General features: G+C 48.0%; 23 protein-coding genes and 1 riboswitch. Of the genes, 6 read left to right on the top strand and 17 right to left on the bottom strand.

The annotated features are described in order from the left end of the window. Positions 1–78: 78 nt before the first annotated feature. Together serS and LACZS1_RS06345 are read right to left on the bottom strand one after the other, a co-directional pair. On the bottom strand, positions 79–1,362 hold the full coding sequence (gene serS / locus LACZS1_RS06350) for a serine--tRNA ligase (protein WP_070650077.1): 1,284 nt from the start codon (positions 1,360–1,362) through the stop codon (positions 79–81). A 653-nt stretch (positions 1,363–2,015) separates the two neighbouring features. After that, a complete protein-coding gene (locus LACZS1_RS06345) occupies positions 2,016–3,593 on the bottom strand; it encodes a helix-turn-helix domain-containing protein (RefSeq protein ID WP_010491314.1) in 1,578 nt (525 codons plus the stop codon). Positions 3,594–3,838: 245 nt separating this feature from the next. Here LACZS1_RS06345 and LACZS1_RS06340 point away from each other — a divergent pair, with 245 nt between their 5' ends. Continuing rightward, positions 3,839–5,368 (top strand): helix-turn-helix domain-containing protein, encoded by a 1,530-nt coding sequence (locus tag LACZS1_RS06340; RefSeq protein WP_070650078.1) that lies wholly within the window; start codon positions 3,839–3,841, stop codon positions 5,366–5,368. Between the two features lie 155 nt (positions 5,369–5,523). Here LACZS1_RS06340 and LACZS1_RS06335 read toward each other — a convergent pair whose 3' ends face one another. From LACZS1_RS06335 to LACZS1_RS06315, 5 genes are all read right to left on the bottom strand, one after another. Next, positions 5,524–6,990 carry an amino acid permease gene (locus LACZS1_RS06335; RefSeq protein ID WP_047105613.1) on the bottom strand — a complete coding sequence of 489 codons (1,467 nt, stop codon included), beginning with the start codon at positions 6,988–6,990 and terminating at the stop codon, positions 5,524–5,526. A 143-nt stretch (positions 6,991–7,133) separates the two neighbouring features. Then, positions 7,134–7,308, bottom strand: a riboswitch (Lysine riboswitch). 59 nt (positions 7,309–7,367) lie between these two features. Further along, a complete protein-coding gene (gene budA, locus LACZS1_RS06330; protein ID WP_070650079.1) occupies positions 7,368–8,078 on the bottom strand; it encodes an acetolactate decarboxylase in 711 nt (236 codons plus the stop codon). 68 nt (positions 8,079–8,146) lie between these two features. Then, positions 8,147–9,823 carry an acetolactate synthase AlsS gene (gene alsS, locus LACZS1_RS06325; protein WP_010491330.1) on the bottom strand — a complete coding sequence of 559 codons (1,677 nt, stop codon included), beginning with the start codon at positions 9,821–9,823 and terminating at the stop codon, positions 8,147–8,149. Positions 9,824–10,237: 414 nt separating this feature from the next. After that, positions 10,238–10,792 (bottom strand): hypothetical protein, encoded by a 555-nt coding sequence (locus LACZS1_RS06320; RefSeq protein ID WP_010491332.1) that lies wholly within the window; start codon positions 10,790–10,792, stop codon positions 10,238–10,240. A 120-nt stretch (positions 10,793–10,912) separates the two neighbouring features. Next, complete coding sequence (locus LACZS1_RS06315; protein WP_070650080.1) at positions 10,913–11,437, bottom strand: GNAT family N-acetyltransferase; 525 nt, start codon at positions 11,435–11,437, stop codon at positions 10,913–10,915. 428 nt (positions 11,438–11,865) lie between these two features. On the opposite strand from LACZS1_RS06315, the gene LACZS1_RS06310 reads away from it, so the two are divergent. The 3 genes from LACZS1_RS06310 to rpmG all read left to right on the top strand — a co-directional run bounded on the left by LACZS1_RS06310 (position 11,866) and on the right by rpmG (position 14,180). Beyond that, positions 11,866–12,855, top strand: coding sequence for a DUF916 domain-containing protein (locus LACZS1_RS06310; protein ID WP_083311542.1), 990 nt, complete (start codon positions 11,866–11,868; stop codon positions 12,853–12,855). 537 nt (positions 12,856–13,392) lie between these two features. After that, on the top strand, positions 13,393–13,968 hold the full coding sequence (locus tag LACZS1_RS06305) for a hypothetical protein (protein ID WP_025013110.1): 576 nt from the start codon (positions 13,393–13,395) through the stop codon (positions 13,966–13,968). 62 nt (positions 13,969–14,030) lie between these two features. Beyond that, positions 14,031–14,180 carry a 50S ribosomal protein L33 gene (gene rpmG, locus LACZS1_RS06300; protein ID WP_003566154.1) on the top strand — a complete coding sequence of 50 codons (150 nt, stop codon included), beginning with the start codon at positions 14,031–14,033 and terminating at the stop codon, positions 14,178–14,180. A 92-nt stretch (positions 14,181–14,272) separates the two neighbouring features. On the opposite strand, the gene LACZS1_RS06295 is transcribed toward rpmG, so the two are convergent. Beyond that, positions 14,273–15,133, bottom strand: coding sequence for an RluA family pseudouridine synthase (locus tag LACZS1_RS06295; protein ID WP_070650081.1), 861 nt, complete (start codon positions 15,131–15,133; stop codon positions 14,273–14,275). 136 nt (positions 15,134–15,269) lie between these two features. Between LACZS1_RS06295 and LACZS1_RS06290 the strand changes: the two genes are divergently transcribed. After that, complete coding sequence (locus LACZS1_RS06290) at positions 15,270–16,079, top strand: alpha/beta hydrolase (protein WP_070650082.1); 810 nt, start codon at positions 15,270–15,272, stop codon at positions 16,077–16,079. 100 nt (positions 16,080–16,179) lie between these two features. Here the strand turns inward: LACZS1_RS06290 and LACZS1_RS06285 are convergent, their stop codons facing one another. Further along, positions 16,180–16,743 (bottom strand): hypothetical protein, encoded by a 564-nt coding sequence (locus tag LACZS1_RS06285; protein WP_070650083.1) that lies wholly within the window; start codon positions 16,741–16,743, stop codon positions 16,180–16,182. A gap of 219 nt (positions 16,744–16,962) precedes the next feature. On the opposite strand from LACZS1_RS06285, the gene LACZS1_RS06280 reads away from it, so the two are divergent. Then, complete coding sequence (locus tag LACZS1_RS06280; protein WP_025013107.1) at positions 16,963–17,361, top strand: hypothetical protein; 399 nt, start codon at positions 16,963–16,965, stop codon at positions 17,359–17,361. A gap of 72 nt (positions 17,362–17,433) precedes the next feature. Here the strand turns inward: LACZS1_RS06280 and citG are convergent, their stop codons facing one another. The 8 genes from citG to citC all read right to left on the bottom strand — a co-directional run bounded on the left by citG (position 17,434) and on the right by citC (position 24,734). Beyond that, positions 17,434–18,285, bottom strand: a complete 852-nt coding sequence (citG, locus tag LACZS1_RS06275) for a triphosphoribosyl-dephospho-CoA synthase CitG (RefSeq protein WP_070650084.1) — start codon at positions 18,283–18,285, stop codon at positions 17,434–17,436. Continuing rightward, a complete protein-coding gene (locus LACZS1_RS06270; protein ID WP_010491343.1) occupies positions 18,278–18,973 on the bottom strand; it encodes a GntR family transcriptional regulator in 696 nt (231 codons plus the stop codon). The genes citG and LACZS1_RS06270 overlap by 8 nt, the downstream gene beginning before the upstream one ends. 126 nt (positions 18,974–19,099) lie before the next feature. Further along, on the bottom strand, positions 19,100–20,503 hold the full coding sequence (locus LACZS1_RS06265) for an oxaloacetate decarboxylase subunit alpha (RefSeq protein ID WP_070650085.1): 1,404 nt from the start codon (positions 20,501–20,503) through the stop codon (positions 19,100–19,102). After that, the gene (gene citX, locus LACZS1_RS06260; RefSeq protein WP_070650086.1) at positions 20,496–21,044 is read right to left on the bottom strand and encodes a citrate lyase holo-[acyl-carrier protein] synthase; all 549 of its coding nucleotides are present in this window, start codon (positions 21,042–21,044) and stop codon (positions 20,496–20,498) included. The genes LACZS1_RS06265 and citX overlap by 8 nt, the downstream gene beginning before the upstream one ends. After that, a complete protein-coding gene (gene citF / locus LACZS1_RS06255; protein WP_070650087.1) occupies positions 21,037–22,569 on the bottom strand; it encodes a citrate lyase subunit alpha in 1,533 nt (510 codons plus the stop codon). The genes citX and citF overlap by 8 nt, the downstream gene beginning before the upstream one ends. Further along, on the bottom strand, positions 22,569–23,447 hold the full coding sequence (locus LACZS1_RS06250) for an aldolase/citrate lyase family protein (protein WP_010491347.1): 879 nt from the start codon (positions 23,445–23,447) through the stop codon (positions 22,569–22,571). Before LACZS1_RS06250 ends, citF begins: the two co-directional genes overlap by 1 nt. Continuing rightward, a complete protein-coding gene (citD, locus tag LACZS1_RS06245; RefSeq protein WP_010491348.1) occupies positions 23,435–23,740 on the bottom strand; it encodes a citrate lyase acyl carrier protein in 306 nt (101 codons plus the stop codon). Before citD ends, LACZS1_RS06250 begins: the two co-directional genes overlap by 13 nt. Next, positions 23,730–24,734, bottom strand: a complete 1,005-nt coding sequence (gene citC, locus LACZS1_RS06240; RefSeq protein ID WP_070650088.1) for a [citrate (pro-3S)-lyase] ligase — start codon at positions 24,732–24,734, stop codon at positions 23,730–23,732. Before citC ends, citD begins: the two co-directional genes overlap by 11 nt.

Here is a 24,734-nt window from a genome sequence, read left to right as displayed (position 1 = left end):
AGAAATCGAAGGCCGAACATTCAATCAAAAATGCAGCGAATCATTAACAATCCGCTGCATAAACATGCATTTTCTCAATTAATTTTCTTGTTTGATGACAGTTTGCCCATGCATGTAAGGAACCAAAACATCCGGAATCTTAACGGTGCCGTCTTCTTGCTGGTAATTTTCAAGAATGGCTGCTACCGTTCGGCCAACTGCGAGTCCTGAACCGTTGAGTGTGTGGACAAACTGCAGCTTGCCTTCGTCGTCGCGATACCGAATCTGGGAACGCCGCGCTTGGAAGTCGGTGCAGTTGCTACAGCTTGAGATTTCCCGGTAGCGATCCTGGGCCGGGAACCAGACTTCCAGATCATTTGTCTTGGCGCTGGTGAAGCTAGCATCGTTGCTGGCTAATGTGATGACATGGTAAGGCAATCCGAGTTTACGCAAAAGATCCTCAGCATCATGAATCAAATTAGTCAATTCTTTCCAGGAATCTTCCGGTTTGCAGAATTTCACCATCTCGACCTTGTTAAATTGGTGCATGCGGATCAGGCCGCGGGTGTCGCGGCCGGCACTGCCAGCTTCAGAACGAAACGCCGGAGTTAAGGCCGTAAAATTGATTGGCAGTTTATCCGCATCAATAATGTCGCCACGGTAATAGTTGACCAGTGGAACTTCGGCGGTCGGAATCATGGTCAATGGCTCGCCGTCATTGGTGATGGTATAAGTAGCATCGGTAAACTTGGGAAACTGACCAGTTCCAAACATGGAATCGTTGTTAACCAAGTAAGGAGGAATAATTTCTTCGTAACCTTCTTTTTGATGTTCGTCTAAAAAGAAATTGTAAACGGCACGTTCTAGGCGGGCTCCGGCTCCTTTATAGTAAACAAACCGACTGCCTGAAACTTTGGCGGCTCGTTCAAAATCCAAAATGCCAAGACTCTCACCGATGTCCCAGTGATGTTTTGGTTCAAATTCAAAACTTGGAATCTTGCCCCACTTGTACTCTTCTCGTGAATCATCTTCGTTCAGCGACATTGGCACGTCATCTGCCGGGAAATTCGGTAAACGTACTAGAATATAAGTCACTTTGTCATTAAGTGCCGCCAGCTCTTTGTCTAAAGCACTAATCTTCTGGCCGACTTCGCGCATCGCTGCAATTTGGTCATCCGCGTTTTCTTTGTTGCGCTTCATGACGGCAATCTTCCCGGAAACTTCATTGCGCTGAGCTTTTAGTTCCTCGGTCTGCACTGTCACTTTTCTGCGCTCTTCATCCAGAGCCAGTAGCTCGTCGATTTCTTCACCCTTAATTGCCCGGGCGGCTAATTTTTTCTTCGCCCATTCAGGCTTTTGCCGAATCAATTTCAGATCTAACATACTCTTCCTCCCTCATCATTTTGATGTATCTGACACGTTAAAGTTTGCCTTGCCTCGTTTGCCGGCGCAGGAGCTGGCTCACGCTCAACCATAACGCGTCCCCCGGCGCAGGGGTCTGCGTGTAAGAACCTTGGTCGCAATGGCCTAAGCCCGGGCCATCCCGATCAAGGCCGCTTACACTCCGACCCCTAAGCGCGCCGGCTCACGCTCAACCATAACGCGTCCCCCAGCCCAGAAACCTGCGTGTAAGAACCTCGGTCGCAATGGCCAAAACCCGGCCATCACGACCGAGGCCACTTACACTCCGGTTTCTAACCGGGCTGGCTCACGCTCAACAAAAAAAGCCCTTCATCTCCAATGGGACGAAAGGCTTCTTTCCGCGGTACCACCCAAGTTTGGCGCATAACGCCACCCTCTTAGCCGATAACGGTCGGCTTCCGTGCAGCTCATCACTGCCCACTCAGGCGCTGGAATAAGGATGATTGTCAGCTTGCACCAACCGCTGACTCTCTAAAACATCCACTTAGGCGCTTCAGACGTGTTAACTATACATTGCTAAAATACCGCATCTTGACGCGGGATACAAGAAAACTTTGTATTTTTATGACGAATATACCCGTGATCTAACAACTTGCACAGATTGGTGTTAGGTTCTAGTAAATAAAACGCGCTTCCTTGAGCATCTTTTCATCCCAAAGTTCCCGCAGCAAACTATAAAGCTGGCCGTAGTGGTCATTGGTGACATTGATGTGCCACGGGAAAATCTGCGTCTTACCGACATTGTCTTGAATGAGTCCTACCGAAGTAGTGATGACCAGATCAACATCCTTGAGATTAGCATCAGGCGACGCTAACTCAACGAACGGAACAGCATGCAAAAACGCCAAGAGATCGATATAGCCAGTCATTGTTTGTTCGATAATCGGAGCAACCAAGACCTTTTTGCGTGGCTGAAATTGAACTACAAGTTGATGGAGGCTACGATAAAATGCCTCGGTCAAAACTTCTCGGCAATTTCGAAACGATGACAGCTTCTTGCGCCCAATCACTTCGTCAAGCGTGACCTTAACCTGTTGATAAAAGGCAGGATCATCCTTGGTTTGCTGAATGTTTGAACTGAACTCGGCTAACAAACTGGTCGTAAAATCCTTATTAAACGCCAGCACGCTTACCGTCACACTCAGCATATTGACGAACAGCAAACGGTAAGTATCATCGGGTAGGTGAATATCACGCTTGAAGCTGTATGGAAAATGCTCGAAAAATCCGCTGATCAATTGATAAATCTCGGGATTATAGTTGTTGTAGCGCTCGATCATCCGCTTTTCAACTTGCTCATCCGTGATAATATATAGCGGTGCAAAATTAAATAGAAAATAAAGCGCATCACTTTCGCTCTGTTGCTGCTGGGTGGTCAGATGTTCAAATTGTTTTGATTTATCCAGTAGTCGCGAGGCGGCGTCGCTGAACAGATTGGGAACCGGGTAATGCAGCACCTCCGATTGCGCGTCATGCACCAAAATGTGGCCGCTTAAAATGCGCTGATGCGAAATCGCCACATAATACATTAATAACTCGCGCGTGATGGTGTTGACCTTGCCGCCATCAAAAACGACCAGTAAGCCATCTAGAATCTGGCCAGCTTGCTGGTGCGTTAAATTTTCAAAAGGCCATGCCACGCCATTGGTTGCCAACCAATAAGCAATTGTCATAAACAGCCGGATGTTTAATTCCGGGCCGGTAAATGATAGTGTTTCATACGAGAACTGCACTCCGCTTTGCCGCGCATAACCCCGAATCGCCTTTAAATGGCGCAAAACCGTGGCTTTAGAGCTATCGCAGGCTTTCAAAAAATCATCAAGGTTCTCATACCGTTGATATAAGACAGCGTCTAAAAATTTGTATGGATGTGATTGGGCAACAAGATGATAGCGAAATTCGTCAGGCGGCACCGCAAATAGTGTTTTCACCGAACTATGGTGCCGGCCAAGCATTGCCTGTAATGAACTAATCAGGCCGTTATAAGTATTATAGACGCTGCCATAATTGCGGTTCGTAAGTGCTGCTATCTGTTTGAGATTAACCTCACTTACCAAAGGCCGATGACCACGATAAGCCGCTAATTTTGCCGTAACTGGTGTCTGCGCTTCCCGTACCTCGATAATGGTACGAAACAACCCCAGTTTCTCAGCGTCAGACATTGACAAAAAAATATCATGATTGTCTTTCATAAAATCTCCCTACTTCAGATAATTTACCCCATTTCCCATGATTATACTTCATCGAACATACAGCGTCAGGTTTCAAGCTCGGCACAAAGCTTGTCTATACCATTTTTATAGCAGTTTCTTATCTTAACAGATGGTTTTACGCATGTTTAAAGTTCAATAGTTCACTAATAAAACGTCATACTCGTCATTCTTTGTTATAATTGATATTGAAGCGAACAAAATTGTCTTCAGATTGGGGGATCACGATGCTTTACGAACAAACTTTTCTTGACCGCGCTGATTTCCAAAAATACCAAATGTTTTCAGCTATCAAGGATAGTAATGTCCAAACCTACACCATTAATACCCTCAGTCGCCACCTAGACCTTTCTTATCAGCAGGGCTACAACATCTTACAGGAACTCTTTCGTGATTTAACCGAATTAACGGCGCACCCGGAAAACCTTAAACGTAAGCAAATCAACCTTTTAATGGAAATCGACGTAACGGTTGATGATTATCACCTTTATTTGCTAAAACATGCGATTGCGTTTCAATTTGTTGACTACATTGTTCAGGCTAATCATCCCTCTACCGAGCAGTTTTGCCGTGCCCATTTCATCAGCCGCTCAACGTTGGTGCGGAAAACCGTCGCCTTGCGCGCACTGCTCGAACGGTTCCAAATCAAGTTGTCCTTTAGTGATTTGTGCTTTATCGGTGAAGAAAGCCGAATCAGGCTGTTTCTGTTTGATTTTTACTGGCTAGGTTACCATGGTGTTGACTGGCCATTTAAAGTCCTGGATGAAAAGCAAATCGTCAAAGAATACATGGCCCTGCCCAATGCCAAAACCAATCCGGTCGATATTCTTGAAGAGATCCTCTTTTGGGCAATTTGTCGGGTGCGGATCAGTGGCAATCATTTTGTTACCGGCAACGAACCGTTTGACCGGATCTTCAAGGATTACCCACCATTTCAGCATTCCGTTTATACGCAAGAAATGTTCCCGGCGTTCAATAAGCAATTCATGAAAGCTGAAAATGATTTCTTCTATTTTCAGCAACATCGAACGATCACCTTCTTGCGTGACACACCAGCCGATAAAGACTTTATTCATTACGTTCTTAGCCAAAAGACAGTTGCTGCCGATTTCGTTAAACGACTTTTAGCCTTTTTAGGTGATCATATTCGGCATCACACGGTCTTTGACCTTCAGCACGAACAGGGGTTGATCCTCAATCTGACCCGAATCGCATTGAACAATGAAATGCTGGGCGGCGATTTCATGCATTTGGTCGACTTTTTCAATCCCCGTGCGTTGAATTACACCAAAACCAATCTTTATCAAGGCCTCGAGGAATTCATTGCCACGCTGCCTGATACGCCGGCATATCGACATTTTCTTGGTAAGCAGCATCTATTTTTGCGCACGCTCTACTATTTGCTGACGCCTTATCTGCGCTACTTTGCGGAAACACCTACCGTACGGATCAGATTGGCCTATCTCGACCACAACTTGCTTAACCGCCGCCTTGTCAACTTCTTATCTGATCTACCAATGGTTCACTTGTTGCCGGAACGTGCCGTTTTTAAAACTGCAGACCTCGTTATTACAAGTGTCGATAACGAGCAGGCCATCAAAGCCGCCGCGCCTGCCGGTTTTCATGGGCACATCATTAGTTGGACAGCTGAAGACAGCGACGACGCCATTTTCCGACTGTACTTATTGATTCGCCGCCTGTATCTTAAGAAAACCGACGCCTCGTTGTCAGGCCAAAATGCCGATCCCGCTTCTTAGGCTCTCGTCGTTCGAATAAATTTTGCCAGTTATCCATCAAAAATCGGCTCTAAAACGCAAATTGCTGCGTTTTAGAGCCGATTTAGCTTAGGCGCAATTTCATATACTTTAGCGAGAAATGTTGCGGTCAAAAAGCCAATCAGCTACTCTTTTACTCACGCTCGCTTGCTCGCCTGATGCTCACGGTGTGGTGAAAGATCGACTTTTTCTAACGGAATCAGTTTGGTCTTGTGTTTGACCTTATACCAGACAAATAAAACGATGAATAGCGGAATCGACATGTAAGAAATCAGCAGACGTCCCCAGGCAAAATGTTGCACCGCTTGCAGATCCTGCCCCACAATCACAATTAAGCTCATGATGATCGCCAAAATTGGGCCAACCGGGAACCATTTTGCATGATATTTCAACTCATGAACATCATGCCCCTGCTTCACAAACGCACGCCGAAAGCGAAAATGTGATACCGCGATCCCTAGCCACGCCAGAAATCCGGTCAGGCCGGATGCAGCCACCAACAGTTGATATACATGGGGTCCCATAATGCTGGTCAAAAATGTCAAACCACCGACCAGTGTTGTCAATAGTAAGGCTGCAATCGGAATGCCGCGGGTGTTCGTTTTTTGAAAAACACGCGGCGCAAACCCCGAACCGCCCATGGCCCACAACATTCGGGTGGAGGCATACATGCCGGAATTGGCAGACGACAAAACCGATGTCAGAATCACGGCGTTCATCACACTGGCTGCCCCAGCGAGCCCAATTCGATCAAAAACCAGCGTAAACGGCGAAATCGCCACCTGATCAACGCTAGCGCCTAACAAATTCGGACTGGTATAAGGAATGATGGCGGCAATAACGGCAATGGACAGAATATAAAACAGCAAGATCCGCCAAAACACCTGCTTAATTGCCTTGGGAATGCTGGTTTCGGGCGTGGCACTTTCACCCGCCGTAATCCCGATTAATTCGGTGCCTTGAAAAGAAAAACCAGCAACTACGAAAACCGCTAACGTTGCAGGCAAACCACCAACAAACGGTGCCGCCCCGGTCGTATAATTTTTAAAGCCGATGGGACCGTGTCCGCCCATGATCCCCAGAATGGTCAGCAAGCCCACGACCAGGAAGACCAAGACCGTAATCACTTTGATTAATGAAAGCCAATATTCGGTTTCGCCAAATGATTTGACCGAAATAATGTTAATCGTAAAAATAAGTGCCAAAAAGCCCAGCGAAAACAGCCAACCTGGCACATCCGGTAACCAGAAGTGCATCACAATGGCCGTTGTTGAAACATCAACGGCAACGGTGATCGCCCAATTGAACCAATAGTTCCAGCCTAAAGCAAAGCCAAACGCCGGATCAACAAACCGGCTGGCGTACTCTGAAAAAGACCCGGATACCGGTACATAGGTGGCCATTTCGCCCAAACTGGTCATCAGAAAGAACACCATTAACCCGATACCAATATAAGCTGCGATTGCGCCGCCCGGTCCGGCAGTTGCAATCGCGCTGCCGCTTGCGACAAAAAGTCCGGTGCCAATACTGCCGCCGAGGGCAATCATTGAAAGATGCCGGGTTTTGAGTTCTCGTTTGACCTGATTCGTTGCTGACTGTGCCACAAATGTACTCCTTTGCTGAATGGGTTGAGATGTTAAACGTTAGGCTGTTACGGTTACAGCGCGTTTAAGCAATAAAAAAACCGATGGGTGTCAGTAACTAACCCATCGGCTTATTCTGCTTTTCGTCATGAATAAACGTGATCCGATTTGTTAGCGCCCCGCGATAGCCGCGACAGTCCAGCAGATGTTATCCACTGGCCCAACACCGCCTTACTGAACTAAGCCGGCATTTCGGCACCTTTCCCTTTAACAACTGTGCATCTGGCGTTCAGGCCATTGCAGTTGCGACTGATGATCGGTGCGACCTCTAATCTTGATTATGGTTCACGTTATCATGTCTTATATCTGACGGCAACCGGTTCTCACCCGGTTTTAACTCAATTTTCAGCTTTGCGGATGTCATCGACTAAACTAGCCGTGTCAAAATGCTGCTTTAAGAACGGTTCGTCATCTGTCGGCAAGTGTAACTGAAAGTCACTAAACTTTTGCAAAAATAATTCGCCACTGTCGAGCTCAAAGCCAAGAATGTGCCCACCCATGTGATGATCAGTCGCCAAAAAGTGCAAATGGAAACCCGGCGATACTGCACCGGCATAAAGATCCGGTGAAAAGTAACCGATCAACGTTCCTTTGACGTTATCGGCATGAAATTCTTTTTGACCCGAAGCCGTTTCTGTCAACGTCGGATAAGGAGGTTGCTGCGGCAACACAGCGCGCGTGTGCATTTGCGTAAAGGTCCCTTCGACCCGAACTGCCGCAAAAAGATTACTGGTTTGTAACCGGTCAAGGACCGCTTTCTGAAACCCGGTCAGATCCAACCCTTGAAGCTTTCCGGCCGAAACATCGTCTTGATAATGAACATTCGCAAACGGCACTTTCTCATTCGCTGCAACTTCACGAACGGTACCCTGTGCATTCACCTGATAAACTTTTCCGGCTTGAATAATCAACTCGCCATCAAGGCCGGTCAACGTGCCAATGCCGGTGTCACCGTGTTGCAACAAAGCTTCGATCGTCTGTGTCCCGGCAAACAAACCAGGTACTAGCATTGCCAGTGTCCCATGTTGATACAATCGATCCGTTTTCAAAAAATAACAACCTCCTTTTACACAGGTTTCGAGCCTGCAACCGCCTTGAGTCAACCTGCCACTAACGATTAATAAATCTGATCAGGGAGCATGGCCGCGCCGAGTTCCGCATTGTCGGAATAATCAACCGGAATATCAACCAGCACCGGTCCTTTCGTCGCAAAGGCTTCATCTAACACTTTGCCAAGTTCACTCGGTTGATTGACACGCAGACCTTTGGCACCAAAAGCCTCCGCATATTTGACGAAGTCGACCGGGCCAAAATCAACGCCAGCTGCCCGACCATATTTCATCTCTTCTTGGAATTTTACCATATCATAATGGCCATCGTTCCAAATAATGTGAACCAAATCCGCTTTCAATCGAACTGCTGTTTCTAGCTCTTGGCCCGAGAAAAGAAAACCGCCGTCACCTGATACTGAAACCGCCTTTTTACCCGGACGGACCAAAGTCGCCGCAATCGCCCAAGGCAAGGCAACGCCTAGCGTCTGCATCCCATTGGAAAATAGCAAGTGCCGCGGTTCGTAACTCCGAAAATGGCGGGCCATCCAGATATAGTGACTGCCCACATCTACCGCAACTGTCATATCGTCCGTCACGCGTTTTTGTAAAGCTGCTACGATACTGAGCGGGTGTAAGACTTTTTGATCTGCGAGAGCTGGCGGAACATCGCTTTCCTGCAGTTTTCCTTGCAGTTCCGTGAGGTATTTCTTGCTTTCAGGCGCCACCTGATAGCCTCGCAGTAACGGTACCAAAATATCCAGCGTCTGAGAAATATCACCGATCAGCTCGGTTTCCGGCTGGAAGTTGTGATCGATTTCGGCTGGCACGTCATCAATCACGATGATGCGCGACTTGCCATCCGCATTCCAGTTACGTGGTTCATATTCGACCGGATCATAGCCAATCGCAATGACAAGATCGCTGTGTTGCAATAACATATCCCCCGGTTGATTGCGGAACAAACCAACCCGGCCAAAGAAATTGTCGATTTGGCGGTGAGAGATGATGCCCGCACCTTGGAAGGTTTCAACCACCGGCAACTCGGTAACTGACAGCAACTCGCGAATTTCTGCCGTCACATCGCTAGAAGACGCGCGCATCCCTAACAGCAAGACCGGCAGCGACGCCTCTTTAATGGCATGAGCCAAATACGTCATATCACTAGGACTCGCCGGCCCTAACTTCGGCGCCACCAGCGGCTTAATCGGTTCCGAATTCACTGGGGAATCGGTGACGTCTTGCGGAATCGACACGAAACTTGCCCCTTGCTTGCCGGATTCCGCGGCTTGATAAGCATTGGCAATGATTTCACTGACATTATCCGGATCCTGCACTTCAGCGGCATATTTGGTGATCGGCGCAAAAAGATCGGCATTGCGCATGCTTTGATGGGAACTGCGCAATAAATCTGCCCGCTTAACCTGACCAGACAAAGCCAAAACCGGATCACCTTCAGCGGTTGCGGTCACCAAGCCGGTTGCCAGATTTGAAGCACCGGGTCCCGAGGTTGTCAGGACAACGCCGGGTTTGCCAGTCAAACGCCCGATCCCGGCAGCCATGAACGCAGCATTCTGTTCATGCCGTGCCACGATTAATTGCGGACTCTTTTCTGATTTGGGATGTTCTAAGGTCTCAAAAACCCGATCGATTTTGGCGCCGGGGATGCCAAAAACATAATCAATTCCGTGATTTGCCAGACTTTCGACAATTAAATCTGCGCCATAGCGCTTCTCTTCTGCCATTTCGCCACTTCCTAAATTATTGATGTGTTTCATAATACGCTTTTTGTGTTCCGTTTCAAGCCTAGTTTTTTTGAAAAACACTGACTAAACAGAAATGTTCTGTTGCATATTTTTCATTAATCTGTATCAATTTTAAAATTAGGTGAGTCGGTTGGGAGTCACTTAGCTGATGTTTTTTAGCATCATCTTGATTTTAAACGAAATGGCGTAAACTTTGCTTAAAAACTGCTCACAAAGTGCAACAGGGATAAGGTGTTCTGTGTGGAAGGGCTTCAGACCATTTGCCTGTTTAAGATCGTGCTTTTTCAGGGCTGTTAAAGGGTTGGACTTTATTTTCTATAACGCGTTTACAAAAAATGCACCGTCCTTTTCAGACGATGCATCATGCTTATTAAATGCCACCAAATTGCCTACTCAAGACTGCATGGAACGGCTGATTTTGCCGATGCCAGTCTTGGGATCTGTCATTTTCATATTAAAACCGAATTTCGTGAAAATGTGGCGTAACTTGGCTAAGTTGACTTTATCAAACGAGCTGATCGTGCCGTCAACCAAACCAATATCGGCTTTCATTGCTAGGTTAAGAAATGCTTTTAACGCCAGCTGTGCCAGGCCCAGATTCTCAAAGTCGTAAAAAGCCAGCCGACTTTCAGAACCCAGTGTCTCCAGGACGGTGATGTGCATCACATTATCCCAGCGATTGGTTTCAAACAAGAGCTGTGCTTGATAATCCGCTTTTGAATGGCCATACTTGTCAACATTTTCAAATGGTGTGTAGACGTAAATCGAGTTCGTTTTTTGCTTTTGTTCGTCGGATTTAAAGTCAGTGAACACAATATATTGGCTCACTTTCTTTTGGGCTGGATCCTGCGGCTGATTCATGCTTGACAACACGGTGAACTGCGGATCGGCTTCGATTGCTGCAAGCCGCTTCTTATAGGCCTGCTGGTACTCTGTTTGCACAGTCATTTTGAAACCTCCAGACTATTACTCGTTTTTCATTATAGCATTTTTCAATCCGATGCCTATACAAAAGAAAAAAACCGCGTTGAATTCACCCGGCTTTCAAAAAATGATTAAAGAAAATCCTCATTTTTCAAACTGTTTCGGCAAAAGTCGAAAGTACTGTTCATCGCGCGGCTGGTGCTCGGTTAGCCCTCGTGGCAATGGCACCTCAAACTGAAAAACAAAACCTAATCTTTTTAATAAATGAATAGAAGCCTGATTGTCGGGGAAAACGCCTGCCCAAATGGCCCTGATGCCATGAGCGAATTGGTCAGCGATGACAAGCTGCAGGCCCTCGCGCATCAGTCCTTGATGCCAAAAATCCGGATTAAGAATATACCCGATCTCACGCGTCATGTCATCACCAGTTTCCGGCGATAAGGCGCGAGGATAGACCCCAATGTTGCCAATCACATGCATTTGGTAAACCAACGCCAGATCCTGCTGCTCGCGGGCGAAGCGTTGAACGTGATTGGCCGCCGCCTCGCGCGTCAGCAAGGGTGGCATCCCTGCGGCCATGGTCACCTTTTTTTGTCTTGCATAGGCAAAGTAATCATCCGTATCTGCCAACACAAAAGGGCGAACTGTCACCCGTGGTCCTTGTAACATTGTTCCTCCCCCTGACGCTGTCTCATTTTGTGGAAAAATTTTTCCATTTAGTGAGATGAACGTCCCATTCATTTGAATCGAAGCCCGCATTTTCTTCAGCGGTAACTATTTATCTTTTCATATTATCGAGTATTCATGACGCGAAGACAAGTCCAGCCCGCTGCAACCCATGTCCCCACGCAACTATGCACAAGCATTTTATGATGGCTAAACGACCCTTATCGGTAAAATAAAGTTGTTATCCGAAATAAATCGATATAACAATCAGACAGGGCGACGTCCGATTGACTAGCAAACCTCACCCGCGTCTGACAGGCAGCGATAAATGTGATCGCACTCGGTGGCACCTGTTGCCACCTACATATTACAGACAAAAGGTGAGGACACATGAAAAAGCTTGTACGTAACATTTTGTTACTTTTTTATTCATGGTTTTTATCTGGCCACTCCGCGTCGTCAACGCCGCAGTTGCGCCAAAGTTCACCGTCACGCCAATCTTACCGGCTAATCAACGTCAGACAGTTCCTGGCTATTTTGACTTGCAGATTCAACCTGGCCAGCAAGAAGATTTACAGCTGCGGATCGCCAATCAAACTGATGAAACCCAAACGTATACGCTCGCTGCAAACCCTGCTTACACCACCAATAGTGGCATGATCGCCTTCGATCAGAGCCGGCCGTCGTTGGATCAGAATGCCATTCGGCTGAATACGTTGATCAAGGGACCCACATCAGTCACAATTACCTCGAAAGGCAATCAAGTGGTCACCTATCATTTGCAGGCACCATCTGCGCATTTTATCGGCATTATATCTGGTGGTTTTTACGTTTTACAAAAAGGCGGTACAGCGGCGACCTCATCAACCAGTGGCGTCCGGTTCACGGACCAATTTGCAATCGGTATCCCACTCATTTTACGGCAGGATCTGAAGACTCCTAATCCGCCAATGTTGGAACTCACAAAAGCCAGTATTGGCATTGCCAACCATTATCCGGTGGTGAACGCCAACATTCATAATCCTTCAAGCAATCAGTTTGGCGAAATCGCCACTGATTATACGTTATTCCCAACAGGTGGGAACAAGGCGGTATTGACCGGACATTTTGCCGGCTTGGCGGTTGCGCCGCATTCCCGCTTCACGCAAAGCATTCCACTAAATGGCAAGCAATTGCAGGCCGGGTCTTATACCTTAAAGTGGACAGCGAAATCCGGTTCGTATACTTGGACCAAGCAGGTTAGCTTTCGGTACAATGGCCACCTGCCGGCCAACGCCATCACCTCCCAGCCAAAAACTCCTGCTGCGTCGCAAAATAATTTAGCACTTCCTTGGATTATTGCCGGCATCGCAACAGCATTGCTCATCATTATTCTGGGTATTTGGCGCTGGACGGTCGTTCGACACAAGCAAAATCAATAGAAAAGCGTGCCGTTACTGCTTCTTTGGCTTATGATAAAGATAGCGCACAGGCACCGGCCTCAAGGCATCATGGTTTTGGTAATTGCTTAAGGCCGGTTGTATTGACTGCCGCATTATTGAAACATGGTAACGCTAAGAACGCACCCGCAACGCTGTTTGTTGCCGGGTGTTTAGCAAGACTGTCTGGGCTTTGTTTGCGTGCTTGGTAACTGCTCAGTGGCACAGAAGCTTGGGACGGCTTGCGCTCACCATAACGCGTTCGGTGGCACTAAAGCTTGGACGGCTTGCGCTCACCATAACGCGCTCCCCGGCGCAGAAGCTTGCGTGTAAGGACCTTGAAGCCTAAATGGTCACTGACACATTAGTTTCTAAGCAGGGCGGTTTGCGCTCACCATAACGCGTTCGCCAGCCCAGAAACCTGCGTGTAAGGACCTTGGTCGCAATGGCCAAACCCGGGCCATCACGCCCAAGGCCACTTACACTCCGGTTTCTAACCGGGCTGGCTCACGCTCACCATGTTTGAAGGAGGAGTTTCCCATGTCAAATAACCGCATGCTTGGTAATGAATTTCAAACCGCTTACGAAGACGCGGGCGGGACGGATATTTTAAAGTTTTTGGCGGATGTCAAACAGGCTTACCGCTGCATTAGCGATCTGACTGCGCGGATTACGGCGATGCCGGATTCGGTCAAGACCGAGTCGGTTCCGCAGCTCTTGGTTCAGCAATTGGACCAGACCACATTTGCTGAAAGTTCCGTTCGCAAATGGGAAGATGATTTGCGCCGGTTTGCTGCTTATTTAACGCCGCTGGAACCGCCAATTGCGATTCTTGACAGCTGGGACACGCTCACCGATTTTCTCGAAGCCAACCAGGCATTGCTAAGTTCATTGCAAAATGTACCGTTATTGCACCAAGACACGCAGGATGTCAAAACGGCCACTCAGCTGCTGGTTTATCCGGCCGAACCGCTTTTCCAGGTTGTGCAAGCCGATACCGGTGAAAGTGACGCTATTGATTTACCTGGGTTAACGGCCGCTGATCCCGATGGTGTGGCTGAAATTGCCAAAACCCACGGCGTGACGCCGCTTGCCGCCTTTACGGTTCAGCCTTGATTTTGCCCTGTCAATCCTGTATGCTTGACAGGTTAAATCATGAAAAAGCGAGGTGCTGAAAGATGCGGAACAACATCATCTTAGGTAACAATGAAACCGGCGAACGTATCTATTTAACTTCTAAGAACAAGCGGAATACGCCTGATCGCCTGCAACTCAAGAAGTATTCACCAAAGCTGCGCAAACGTGTGGTCTTTACTGAAGTTAAGTAGGCTATAAGCCGTCAAACGTCAAAAAAGTACCTTCTTACCGAGATTGTCGGCAAGGAGGTACTTTTTTTAAACGCCAAATGACACGCCTAGCATCATTTTTCGTTCAATAATGTCTCAAACAAAGACGGAGTGGGCAGCGCTGCATGAATTTGCTTTTTTGAAAATGGATCGACAAAGCTTAAACGCGTGGCCTGTAATGCCTGATGGTCAATCAAAGTACTTGGCTGACCATAAAGCCGATCACCAATGAGCGGATGACCGAGACTGGCAAAATGGACCCGAATCTGGTGGGTGCGGCCGGTTAACAGTTGCACATCAACTAGGGTGTTGGTCGCCATTTTCAGGACCTTATACCTGGTTAGAGCCGGCTGGCCGGCATCGGTAATGATTCGGTGAATCCCATCCGCCCCCAAGCCGATTGGCGCGTCAATTTTTCCTTCTGATTGCTTGAGCTGCCCGCTAACAACGGCTACATAATGCTTCTCCAACGTTGCGTGTTGCGCCTGATCAAAACGGCCTTGCGCGTAAGGGTGCTTGGCTGCCAGGACAAGTCCAACAGTATCGCGATCCAGCCGAGTGATGATGGCTGGCTGCGGTTCAGTGATGCCCTGTTGCTGCAAATACCACACGATCCGATTTAACAAGCTATGATTAGGTGCATGCGGGCCGGGAACACTGGTCACGTTGGCTGGCTTGGCTACGATTAGCCAGTTGTCGTCTTCGTATAGCACATGAAGCGGCACCTTTTCCGGCGTGACCGTTTTGGTGGTTGGAATCGCAAAGCGCACGACCTGCCCAGCGTTAATCGCAATATTGCCGACCGCCTGACCATCCACCCACAAAAGCCGATCACTCAGCATCTTTTTGAATAAGCGATGGCTGACGCCTTGCTTGGCCAACAGGCGTTTAACCGTGGTGGTGGTTGTCGCTTTTGAATCAAATGTATATCGCATGGTTTTCCCTTCGTCATGACCAGCATTCCTGCGCCTTAAAGCCGAACGAATTTTTTGGAAAGTTTGCATTCAAACGGCTTTTGGGACTATGGTTAGAGTATAACTAATGTACAAGAATAAGGAGGAACAGGCAAATATGCAAGTAGAAAAAGATGTGATTTACGATGAGGCCCATAATTTACCCGCTGATATTTATGTGCCAGAGGATGCCAATGGTGCGGCCATCGTGTATGCCCACGGCGGCGGCTGGTTTCGTGGAGATAAGAAAAATGAAGATGATTTAGGTGAATATTTTGCCAATGCCGGTTATCTCGTGGCGATTCCCAATTTTCGCCTAGCACCGAAGTTTTTGTATCCGACAGCGCAAAACGATTTCGATCATTTTGTCGACTGGCTGCTTGCTTCCCCTTATGACTTCGACCGCAAATGTCTGGGCCTCTTAGGTGCCAGTTCGGGTGGGACCATGGTTTTACAAAACAGCCTATCTTCCGGTTACCCTGTGGTTGCGTGGTCACCGGTTGTCGACTTTGCCAATTGGGTTCAGAAAAATCAAATGGTGAAAGCATCGGTTGATGCCAAAAGTGAATTTGGTCTCACTGAGATTCATGAAATCCACGATGCTTTTTATAAGTACTTTATTCAAACATATTTAGGCGGCCTGGATCCGCGGCTGTTAACAGCAGTCAATCCAACGAATCATTTGACCGACCAACTTGGGCCAACGTTGCTCTTTAACTCCGCAGATGAGCTAATGCCTCTGCCAAGTGCCTTACATTTCGTGCAACAGGCAGCTATGTTTGGCCGCGACATTTCATTGCATGTGGTGCCAGGTACCGGTCATGCACGCGACTACACCAGTTTCGCATTACCTGAAACCAAGGGTTTCCTTGATGATCATCTCTTTACCAGCGTTGAAGATAAAACGCTCAATAAGGCGACAGATTAAGTTTTTATTTGTAAAATCGGCGAGTTGCCAAATTAAAAAATCGTCTCCGACGTCACACAGACGCTAGAGCCGATTTTTTTTATGTCTTTATGTTTAAGCGTTATGGCCGAAGTATCAGTGGGGTGGTCGCTCCCGGTGCAACCCACTGAAGACCGCCGTTTACCGGCACCAAATAAATGGCATCTGCGGCAACATCGGTCGGCGTTAAAATAACACCGTTCCCCTGTTGTGTTGCTGTGTAACCAGAGGTCGTGTTTACCCCTGCTTGGGTAATGGTCATCTGGTCGCCAGTAATCGTCAGTGTCACGTGCTCATTATGCCATGTGCCAATATAAAACGGTGCTTTAACCGTGGGCTGACTAGTCGCTGAAGACGCGGTGGCGCTATATGAATTGACAGCATCGGTTGAAGTGCTGGCAGTCGTAGTCGTCACATCCGTTTTGGCCGAGGTCGTCACACTAGTTTCACTCTCACTTGCTGGCGTGCTTACTTGTACACTAGCCTGACTTGTCAGCGATTGACGTGTCGATGCTTTTGTTGACGTCATCTCGGCATCTGCCGTTCTTACCTCACTTTTGGCACTGACTTGATGCTGATAAAACGCGGCGCCGGAAAGTCCGCCAAGTGTTACCAAGGCTGCTGCTATCATCATCCATTTCTTCATGTCAACCACTCCCACTCAAACCTGATCAGCATTTTGCTTCTTTCAACATTTTTAGTCTAGCATGCCGGTCATTCCCAATGTTACAAAAAGATATCAAAGCAAACAAATCTTAATATTTACAAGGCTTTGGCGTGTCATCTTTTTGTAACTTAGTAAAAATAGCACGAATGACTTGCAAAAGCAAACATATGTTCGTAAGATTGTTCTGAGGTGATTTGAATGACGTACGAAGATAAAATCGGCGAGCAAAAGTTTGCGGCATTGGTCGACGATTTTTTTGCCAATCGGTATATCGACCGCGGCATGCGCAAGTGGCAGGGCTATTACCTCTCCGACCATACCGCAGCGTTAAAAAAACAAGCCAAAGCCGAAAGCGTCACCTATCCGCCGCTTTCTTTACAGGAGCAGCCTTATATTCGTATGATTTTGCTGCGCGCTTATGCTGAAGGCCAATCCGTCACCCTTCAGCTTGATTTGCAAACACCAAATGGTCAAATGTTGCCGCCAATCACCGGTAAAGTAGCCGGATTAAGCGATAGTGATGTGGTTAATGTTGACGGTCAAAACATCAGTATCGACATGATTCGGCATATCGATTTGATTCCTTTTCCGGTTTGAATCAAAAACGGCACCCGCTATTACCACGAGTGCCATGCTTTAGCTTCTTATTTTGGAAACCGAATGATCTGGTCAAGCTGGCTTGGTTCCCAGGAGCGTCAACGCATCAAAAAAGTATGCCAGACTCAGATAATCGGCCGTACCACCCGGGCTCAGATTCAGGGTGATCATCTCGGCATTTAAGGTGCGCAAGGCATTGGGCAACCGCGTATCGGAAACATGCAGTAATGTCTTTGCTGCATCCTGCACAAAACGCAAGCCAGCCGGGCCGCCGCGATGCAAAAGATTGGCATCTTCAACTTGCGCCATCAGATGCACCATTAAACGCAAGTAACGCAAATCGCCTTGTGTCGTCGTCTGTCGCAGATATGGCAACATGTGCTCACGAATGGTTGGGTAACCGGCCAGCGCCTCGCCACGAACGCCTGTAACGCCGTGTTTCACATATAAAGCTTCGCCATGACTTAGCTGCGCTTTGTCACCCAAATGGCGAAAATCACCGGCAACGCCTTGTGCAACTTGCGCCACCGCCGGAAAAAGCGGCGCAAATTCCACCGCCACCAAATCAGGCAAAGAATCCTGCTGCAACAACCAGCCAAGTGCCCCTAATAAAAAGCCAAAAGAGAAGTTGGCACCTCGATGCGTATTGACGCCGTGCGTTGCTGTCAGCATGGCATTTTCCGCGTCAATGCCAATCGTCCGCAACTCCTGATAAAGTTGCGGTACTGTTTTAGCTGCCAGACCAGCGTGCAGGTATTGTGTGAAATAAGGTGCCAACGCGGCAATGCTGGCCTCAAATGTGGTGACATCCATATCCCGGTGGGCCCCGTTAGACTCGGGATCGACTAAGCCTGGCTTGGGTGCAAGCAGCACTTCCGCATGTAAACTGTTCACCGCTGCTTGAGCGATACGTTGTTCATTCAATGTGTTTAGCCTTCATGACTTTTAGAATATATTGCAATGAATGTTCGAGATGTTCCCGGGTAATGAGTTTGATCTGATCGTCATCCCGATTTAACATGCCGCGATAAAGCAACCAATGTTCCTGAATCGCCAAATTACGGCGATCGTCACCATTAATACTAATATCGCGAAAATAAATCAAATAATTCTGCAGCTGATTGACAATCATTTTCAACCGCAGCATGTGACTCGCATCATAAATAAAGTTGTTAAATTCGGTAAACTTTGCCATGACTTCTGACACTCGTCCTGCATCGTTTAGGCGATCCGTTTCTTCCAAAAGCGCCCGCATCTGTTTAAATTGGTCAGGCGTCATCAAGCGCATGGCCTTGCGAATCGCTAAAACATCCAATTCCTTGCGAATGTCAAAAATCTCGTAAGCATCATTAATCGAAATCCCTTTCACAACAACCCCGATACCGGTTTTGCGTTCGACCAGGTCCTCTTCATCCAGACGTTCAAGCGCATAACGAATAGGTGTGCGGCTAATGTTGAGGTTTTCGGATAGATTCTTCTCGTTAATCCGTTCGCCGCTAGGTATTTCGCCGAGCAAGATAGTTTTGCGCAACGCTTCGTAAACCGCTTCTTTAATCGGCCGGTTTTGTGAAAGATCCAAATTTTTCTTAACGGCTGGCACCACTTCATTCATCGTTCGTTCCCCCTCGTCCTGGAGGCCATTATACCAAAAAAAGCCGTTAACTAGTCGGTTAACGGCTTGACCCAAATTTCTTCCAACAGAAAGCCATTCTTCTGCAGGCTGAAACGGGCGTGAAACTCAGTTATGGGTAGGATCAAACGTCAAATCAACTGTTTGAACCGGAACATCATAAAATGGATCTTCGCGCCGACCTAAAAAGTCTTTCGCCTGGTCAGGGAACAAAGCATAGCTCAAAACGTCTTCTTCTGAATGAGCGTATTTGGCGATTGCTTTACGGAATCCCGGCATCTGCGGCTCGATTAAATCAGCCGGACGTGTCGTCACGATCGACGCATCACCAATGATTTTCTTTGTCATTTCCGGAGAAATCGGTACAGGCGGCCGACCATATAAACCGCGTACATAGTCTTTGATTTCTTTTGGAATCAACTTATAGCGCTCACCGCTCATCACATTCATCAAGCTCTGAGTACCGACCATCTGTGATAATGGTGTTACCAGCGGTGGATACCCTAAGTCAGCACGGACGCGAGGCACCTCTTTTAAAACGTCCCCGTATAAAGCTTCCTGGCCTTGATCTTTCAACTGGGCAAGCAAGTTAGACAACATTCCGCCTGGCACTTGATAAATCAATGACTTCGGCTCAACATCCTTGACCCGCGGGTTTAATTGCCCCGCATCGCGGAACCGATCACGAATCGGTGCAAAATAGCTGGCAATATCACTCACCACGTCCAGCTTGACATTGGTTGGATAACCTAGATCCTGCAAAGCAACCAACATTGATTCAGTCGCTGGCTGACTGGTCCCACCGGCAAATGGGGAAACGGCAGTATCAATGATGTCAGCCCCTGCACGCACCGATTCAAGATACGTCATTTCAGCCATGCCCGCGGTTGCATGCGTATGCACTTCAAGCGGCACGGTGATCTCCTGCTTAATGCCGGTCACGAGATCAAAAGCTTTCTGGGGCGTCAGAATGCCCGCCATGTCTTTGATCGCAATCGAATCGGCACCCATGTCTGCCATTTCCTTGGCTAACTTGATGAAGTAATCAACCGTGTGAAACTCGCTGGTTGTATAACTAATCGCCAGTTGTGCGTGGCCACCAGCATTTTTAGTGGCTTCAAGCGCGGTCTTCAAGTTACGCGTGTCATTTAAGGCGTCAAAGATCCGAATAATATCAATACCGTTTTCAACCGACTTTGTGACAAAATCGGTGACAACATCATCGGCGTAATTTTTATAGCCAAGTAAATTTTGGCCGCGCAGTAGCATCTGCAACTTGGTGTGTTTCACAGCTTGACGAATCTTGCGCAGACGTTCCCACGGATCTTCGCTCAAGTAACGGAGGCAGGCATCAAACGTGGCCCCACCCCACATTTCTAACGAATGATAACCGGCAGCATCCATTTTGCCCAAAATCGGCAGAATGTCACTTAACGGCATCCGCGTGGCGATCAGACTCTGCTGGCCATCACGTAACACGGTTTCCATAAATTGGACTTTTTGTTTAGCCATGTGTGGTCCACCCCTCCTTTATGATTGCTTCGACCACTTTTTGAACTTCCGGCAGGCCGTGTCGCCGTGATCGAGCACAGACCTTGGCATCCCCGCCGCAAACCAAGCAAGCGCGTGGTGGCAAGTCAAGATCAACGCGCGAAATCTGGTGGAGCTGCCCGTCTTTTAACGTCACCACGTCCAGATCCAGTAGGTCGCAAAAACGCTGTTGCTGCTCAAAGCCAACCATCAGTCGCTTCAAGGTGATTGGTGACAGCCGAACTGCTAAATAAGCTTCGGGGCCAGTTGCCAAGGTTTCGATTTGGCTTTCCTGCACTGCTTCACCCAGTTGATCCTCTAACGCTTGCATCGCCGCTGAAAAGACTGCGACCACTCGCTGGCCAGTCTTAACCGGACCTGGAATTCGCAAAGTCACATGCAACAAAACGGTTTGGGGATGAGCGTTCAACCATTCACGTTCCTTGACGATCCTGGCATCTTTAGCTGCGAGCATTTGCCCGAGATCAATCTGTGGACCGTCTAAAACTGACAGCTTAAACATTGTGGACCACATCGATCAAGGTACCATCCCGATACTCGATCAGCGCAACGACCTTGTCACCATACTTAATCGGTTCAGGCGTACCGGTAATCTTGTATGCCATTTCTTTAAGCGCTTCAATCGAAAATTGTGGCACTTTCAATTGCTTGAACATTTCAATCAAGTCTGGCCGATCTGGGTTAATGGCCACACCGACTTCGGTGACTACGACATCAACGCTGGCACCTGGAGTCACAACGGTGTTGACATTTTCGACAATTGTTGGAATCCGGCCTCGAACCAATGGCGCAATAACCATGCTCATTTTGCAGGCAGCACTTGTATCACTGTGACCGCCTGATGCGCCGCGAATAATGCCGTCAGAACCGGTAATGACGTTGACATTGAAATCAGTGTCGATTTCCAGCGCTGATAAAATCGCGATATCAAGCTGGTTAATCACCGCACCTTTGCTCAGTGGCGAAGCATACATATTGGCATCGATTTCGTAATGATCGGCATTGTCACCAAGCGAGACCGCTGAAGGATGGTCAAAGTCCTGGACATCGATGATCTTTTCAACGAGTCCTTCTTTCAGGAGATCAACCATGGAATTGGTAATCCCACCTAGTGCAAAGCTTGCTTTGATGTCTTGCTTCAGCATTGCTTCCCGCAAGAACCGGGCAACGGCAAGTGATGAGCCGCCTGTGCCGGTTTGGAAGGAAAAGCCATTTTTAAAGTAAGCCGACTTGGTAATCACTTCTGCGGCATATTCCGCAATTTTTAATTCTTTAGGATTCTTGGTGAAGCGGGTCGCTCCTTTGGCAATGCCAGTTGGGTCACCAATAGAATCAACCTGAACTACATAATCAACGTCGGTTTGCGGGATACTGATCGGCGTATTCGGGTAAGGGACCAGACTATCGGTAATAGCAACGACTTGATCAGCATACTTGGCATCAATCATGGCATAACCTAAGGAACCACAAGTTGCTTTTCCTTTAGTGCCATTGATGTTGCCGTATTCATCACTGCTTGGTGCGCCGAGGAAAGCCACGTCAATGTGAATATCGCCGCGCGCAATCGCCCGCGCCCGACCGCCATGGGACCGGATCACAACCGGATTTTCCATGATACCACTGGAAATCGCGGCACCAACTTTATCACGCAAGCCAGAACTGGTGATGTTGGTGACAACGCCATTTTTAATGTGCTCAATGAGCGGTTCATGCACGTTGGCAATTGAACTTGGTGCAATCGAGAGATTCTTGATTCCCATTTTAGCAATTTCGGCCATGACCATGTTCATCACATAATCGCCTTCACGAAAATGGTGATGAAATGAAATAGTCATGCCGTCTTTTAAGCCAGTGGCCACAATGGCATCGTGAATCGAAGCAACCAATTTACTATGATCGGGCTTCACCGGCTTGATGTGCCGTGCATGTTCATCGTAAGGCTGAATATTGGCAAACTCGCCACCATAAACCCCATATTGATCGGCGTACGGTGCCGGGATCTCACGATTAAGCTTATTCTTGACCATCAGTCTACCTCCATTCCTGATGCCTTAGCGAGCGCAATCGTATATTGGGCTCGTTCGACCACCGGTTTATCAACCATCTGACCATTGACAGAAACAACGCCGGCACCTTTAGCCTCGGCTTCTTTCAAACCGGCGACAATTTCGCGGGCTTTTTGTACTTCAGCCAAGGCCGGAGCAAAGACACTGTTAATCACTGGAATTTGCCGCGGATTGATAACTGATTTGCCGTCAAAGCCGAGTTGCTTGATTAATTCGGTTTCATGCCGCAAGCCTTCTTCGTTGTCGACTTGCGTGTAAACCGTATCAATAGCAGAAATACCCGCTTCTCTGGCTGCGTGCAGAATATAGTTACGGGCAAAAGACAATTCCGCCCCATCGGCAGAACGGTGCGTGTGCTGGCTGGTTAAATAGTCTTCCGCACCAAGCGCAATACCGATCATGCGTGACGACGCCTGCGCAATTTCGCGAGCATTCAAAACGCCTTCTGCGGATTCAATCGCAGCCATCATATGCGTGGTACCGACCTCAATGCCATATTTTTCTTCAACTGCCGTAATTACGGCATCGACATCGCGAATATCCTGCGCGGTTTCCGTCTTCGGCAACCGAATCACATTAATGCCGCCAAGTACCATCGCTTCGATATCCTGATCGCCGCCAGCATCAAGCGCATTGACCCGGACAACCGTTTCAACACTGCTATAGTCAAAAGTTTTCAAAGCTGAATACACCAACATCCGAGCCGTATCTTTTTCTTTTAATGAAACGGCATCTTCAAGATCAAACATGATGGCATCCGCACCGTAAATGGGGGCATCGCGTAACATTCCCGGGTTAGCCCCTGGGACAAACATCATGGTTCTTCTTAATTTATCCATGCGTTGATCTCCTCCCAGTCAAATGTCTTGTTATCCGCTGCACGGTAGGCTGCCGCAATGGTCCGTGCTTTGATGGTACAATCCAAAGCACCTTTGTCGTTTGCTTCTACCGCAACCCCTTCGATACCCAATTTTGTCAAAGTTGCTGCGATCACGGCACGGATTTGCTCGCCAAACTGCTTTTCAACACTGCTCTGCAGTTGGATCGTGGTACCGCTGTCGGCAGGCGTCAGCGTGATTTGAATATCGCTTGACTCTAATGTCCCAGCCGTTGCGGGATGATTAATTTTCATGAGTTGATCGCTCCTTTATTTCTGTATAAACCTCCGGATAAACCATTTGTTCTACCGTGGCCCAGTCATGCTGTTTGATCGCGGCACGAACGCGGGTTGCACTGACAACCGAGCCGCCAATCGTCAAACGCGGCACCACGATTAATTCGATATCATCGGCAAAAGTCGCTGCCAACTGCTGATTATAAATCGCCGTGACTGGCGAAAGCGGTTCTTCACCAACGTATCGCCGGGTGATGCCAAGAATCGGGGCAATCCGCTGTTTAAAAAGCGCCGCGTCTAGTCCGGCTTGCGCGGTCGCAATCGCCGCATCTGCCCGATCCTTGAGAAAGTAACTTGGAAACGTGGTACTGGAGACCATGTAGTCCTGTGTCGGCAAAACCACCACGTTCGGCCAACGTGCTGCCACTTTTTTGACCAAGGCCAGACGCTCTGTTGCCGTAAACATTGATCGTTCAGCTGACAAAACAAAAACGTAAACAACTGCATTGTTCTTTGCTGCTTGTTCGATTAAATAGGCATGGCCGCGGGTCACCGGATTCGCATTCATCACAATGGCTGCAACAGGCTTGCCAGATTGGCGAGATTCTTCCAGCAGCTTGGTATAGTCGGCAAAGTTAGGATAGCCCCGTTCCAATAAAACCACTGATCCGGTAGCCGCCAACTGTTTAAATCCTAGTGACTGGAAAAATTTCAGCGTGCTTGGCTTGGTATAAACAAAGCTATGCGTGATGGCTTCATCGTCCAGTCGATCGAGCAAGGCCTGAATAATTTGCGCCAACAAATTCTCATGTTGAGCTGTCGGTGAAATGGCCACTTCTTTGATAATATTGCCTGACAATGACCCCGTCGCCAGCAAATCGTCTCCTTCAAAGATGCCAACTGTATAATCGACTTGGCGATCCGGAGTCAAGCCTGCATCAACCAGCAACGTCTGCCAGGCTTCAGCGGCCTGCGGGTTCAAATCGAACCAAATACGCTTTAACGTTGTCAT

This window comes from Lacticaseibacillus zeae subsp. silagei, assembly GCF_030770335.1.
Taxonomy (GTDB): Bacteria; Bacillota; Bacilli; order Lactobacillales; family Lactobacillaceae; genus Lacticaseibacillus; species Lacticaseibacillus zeae.
This window is presented reverse-complemented; position numbering and strand designations above follow the sequence as displayed.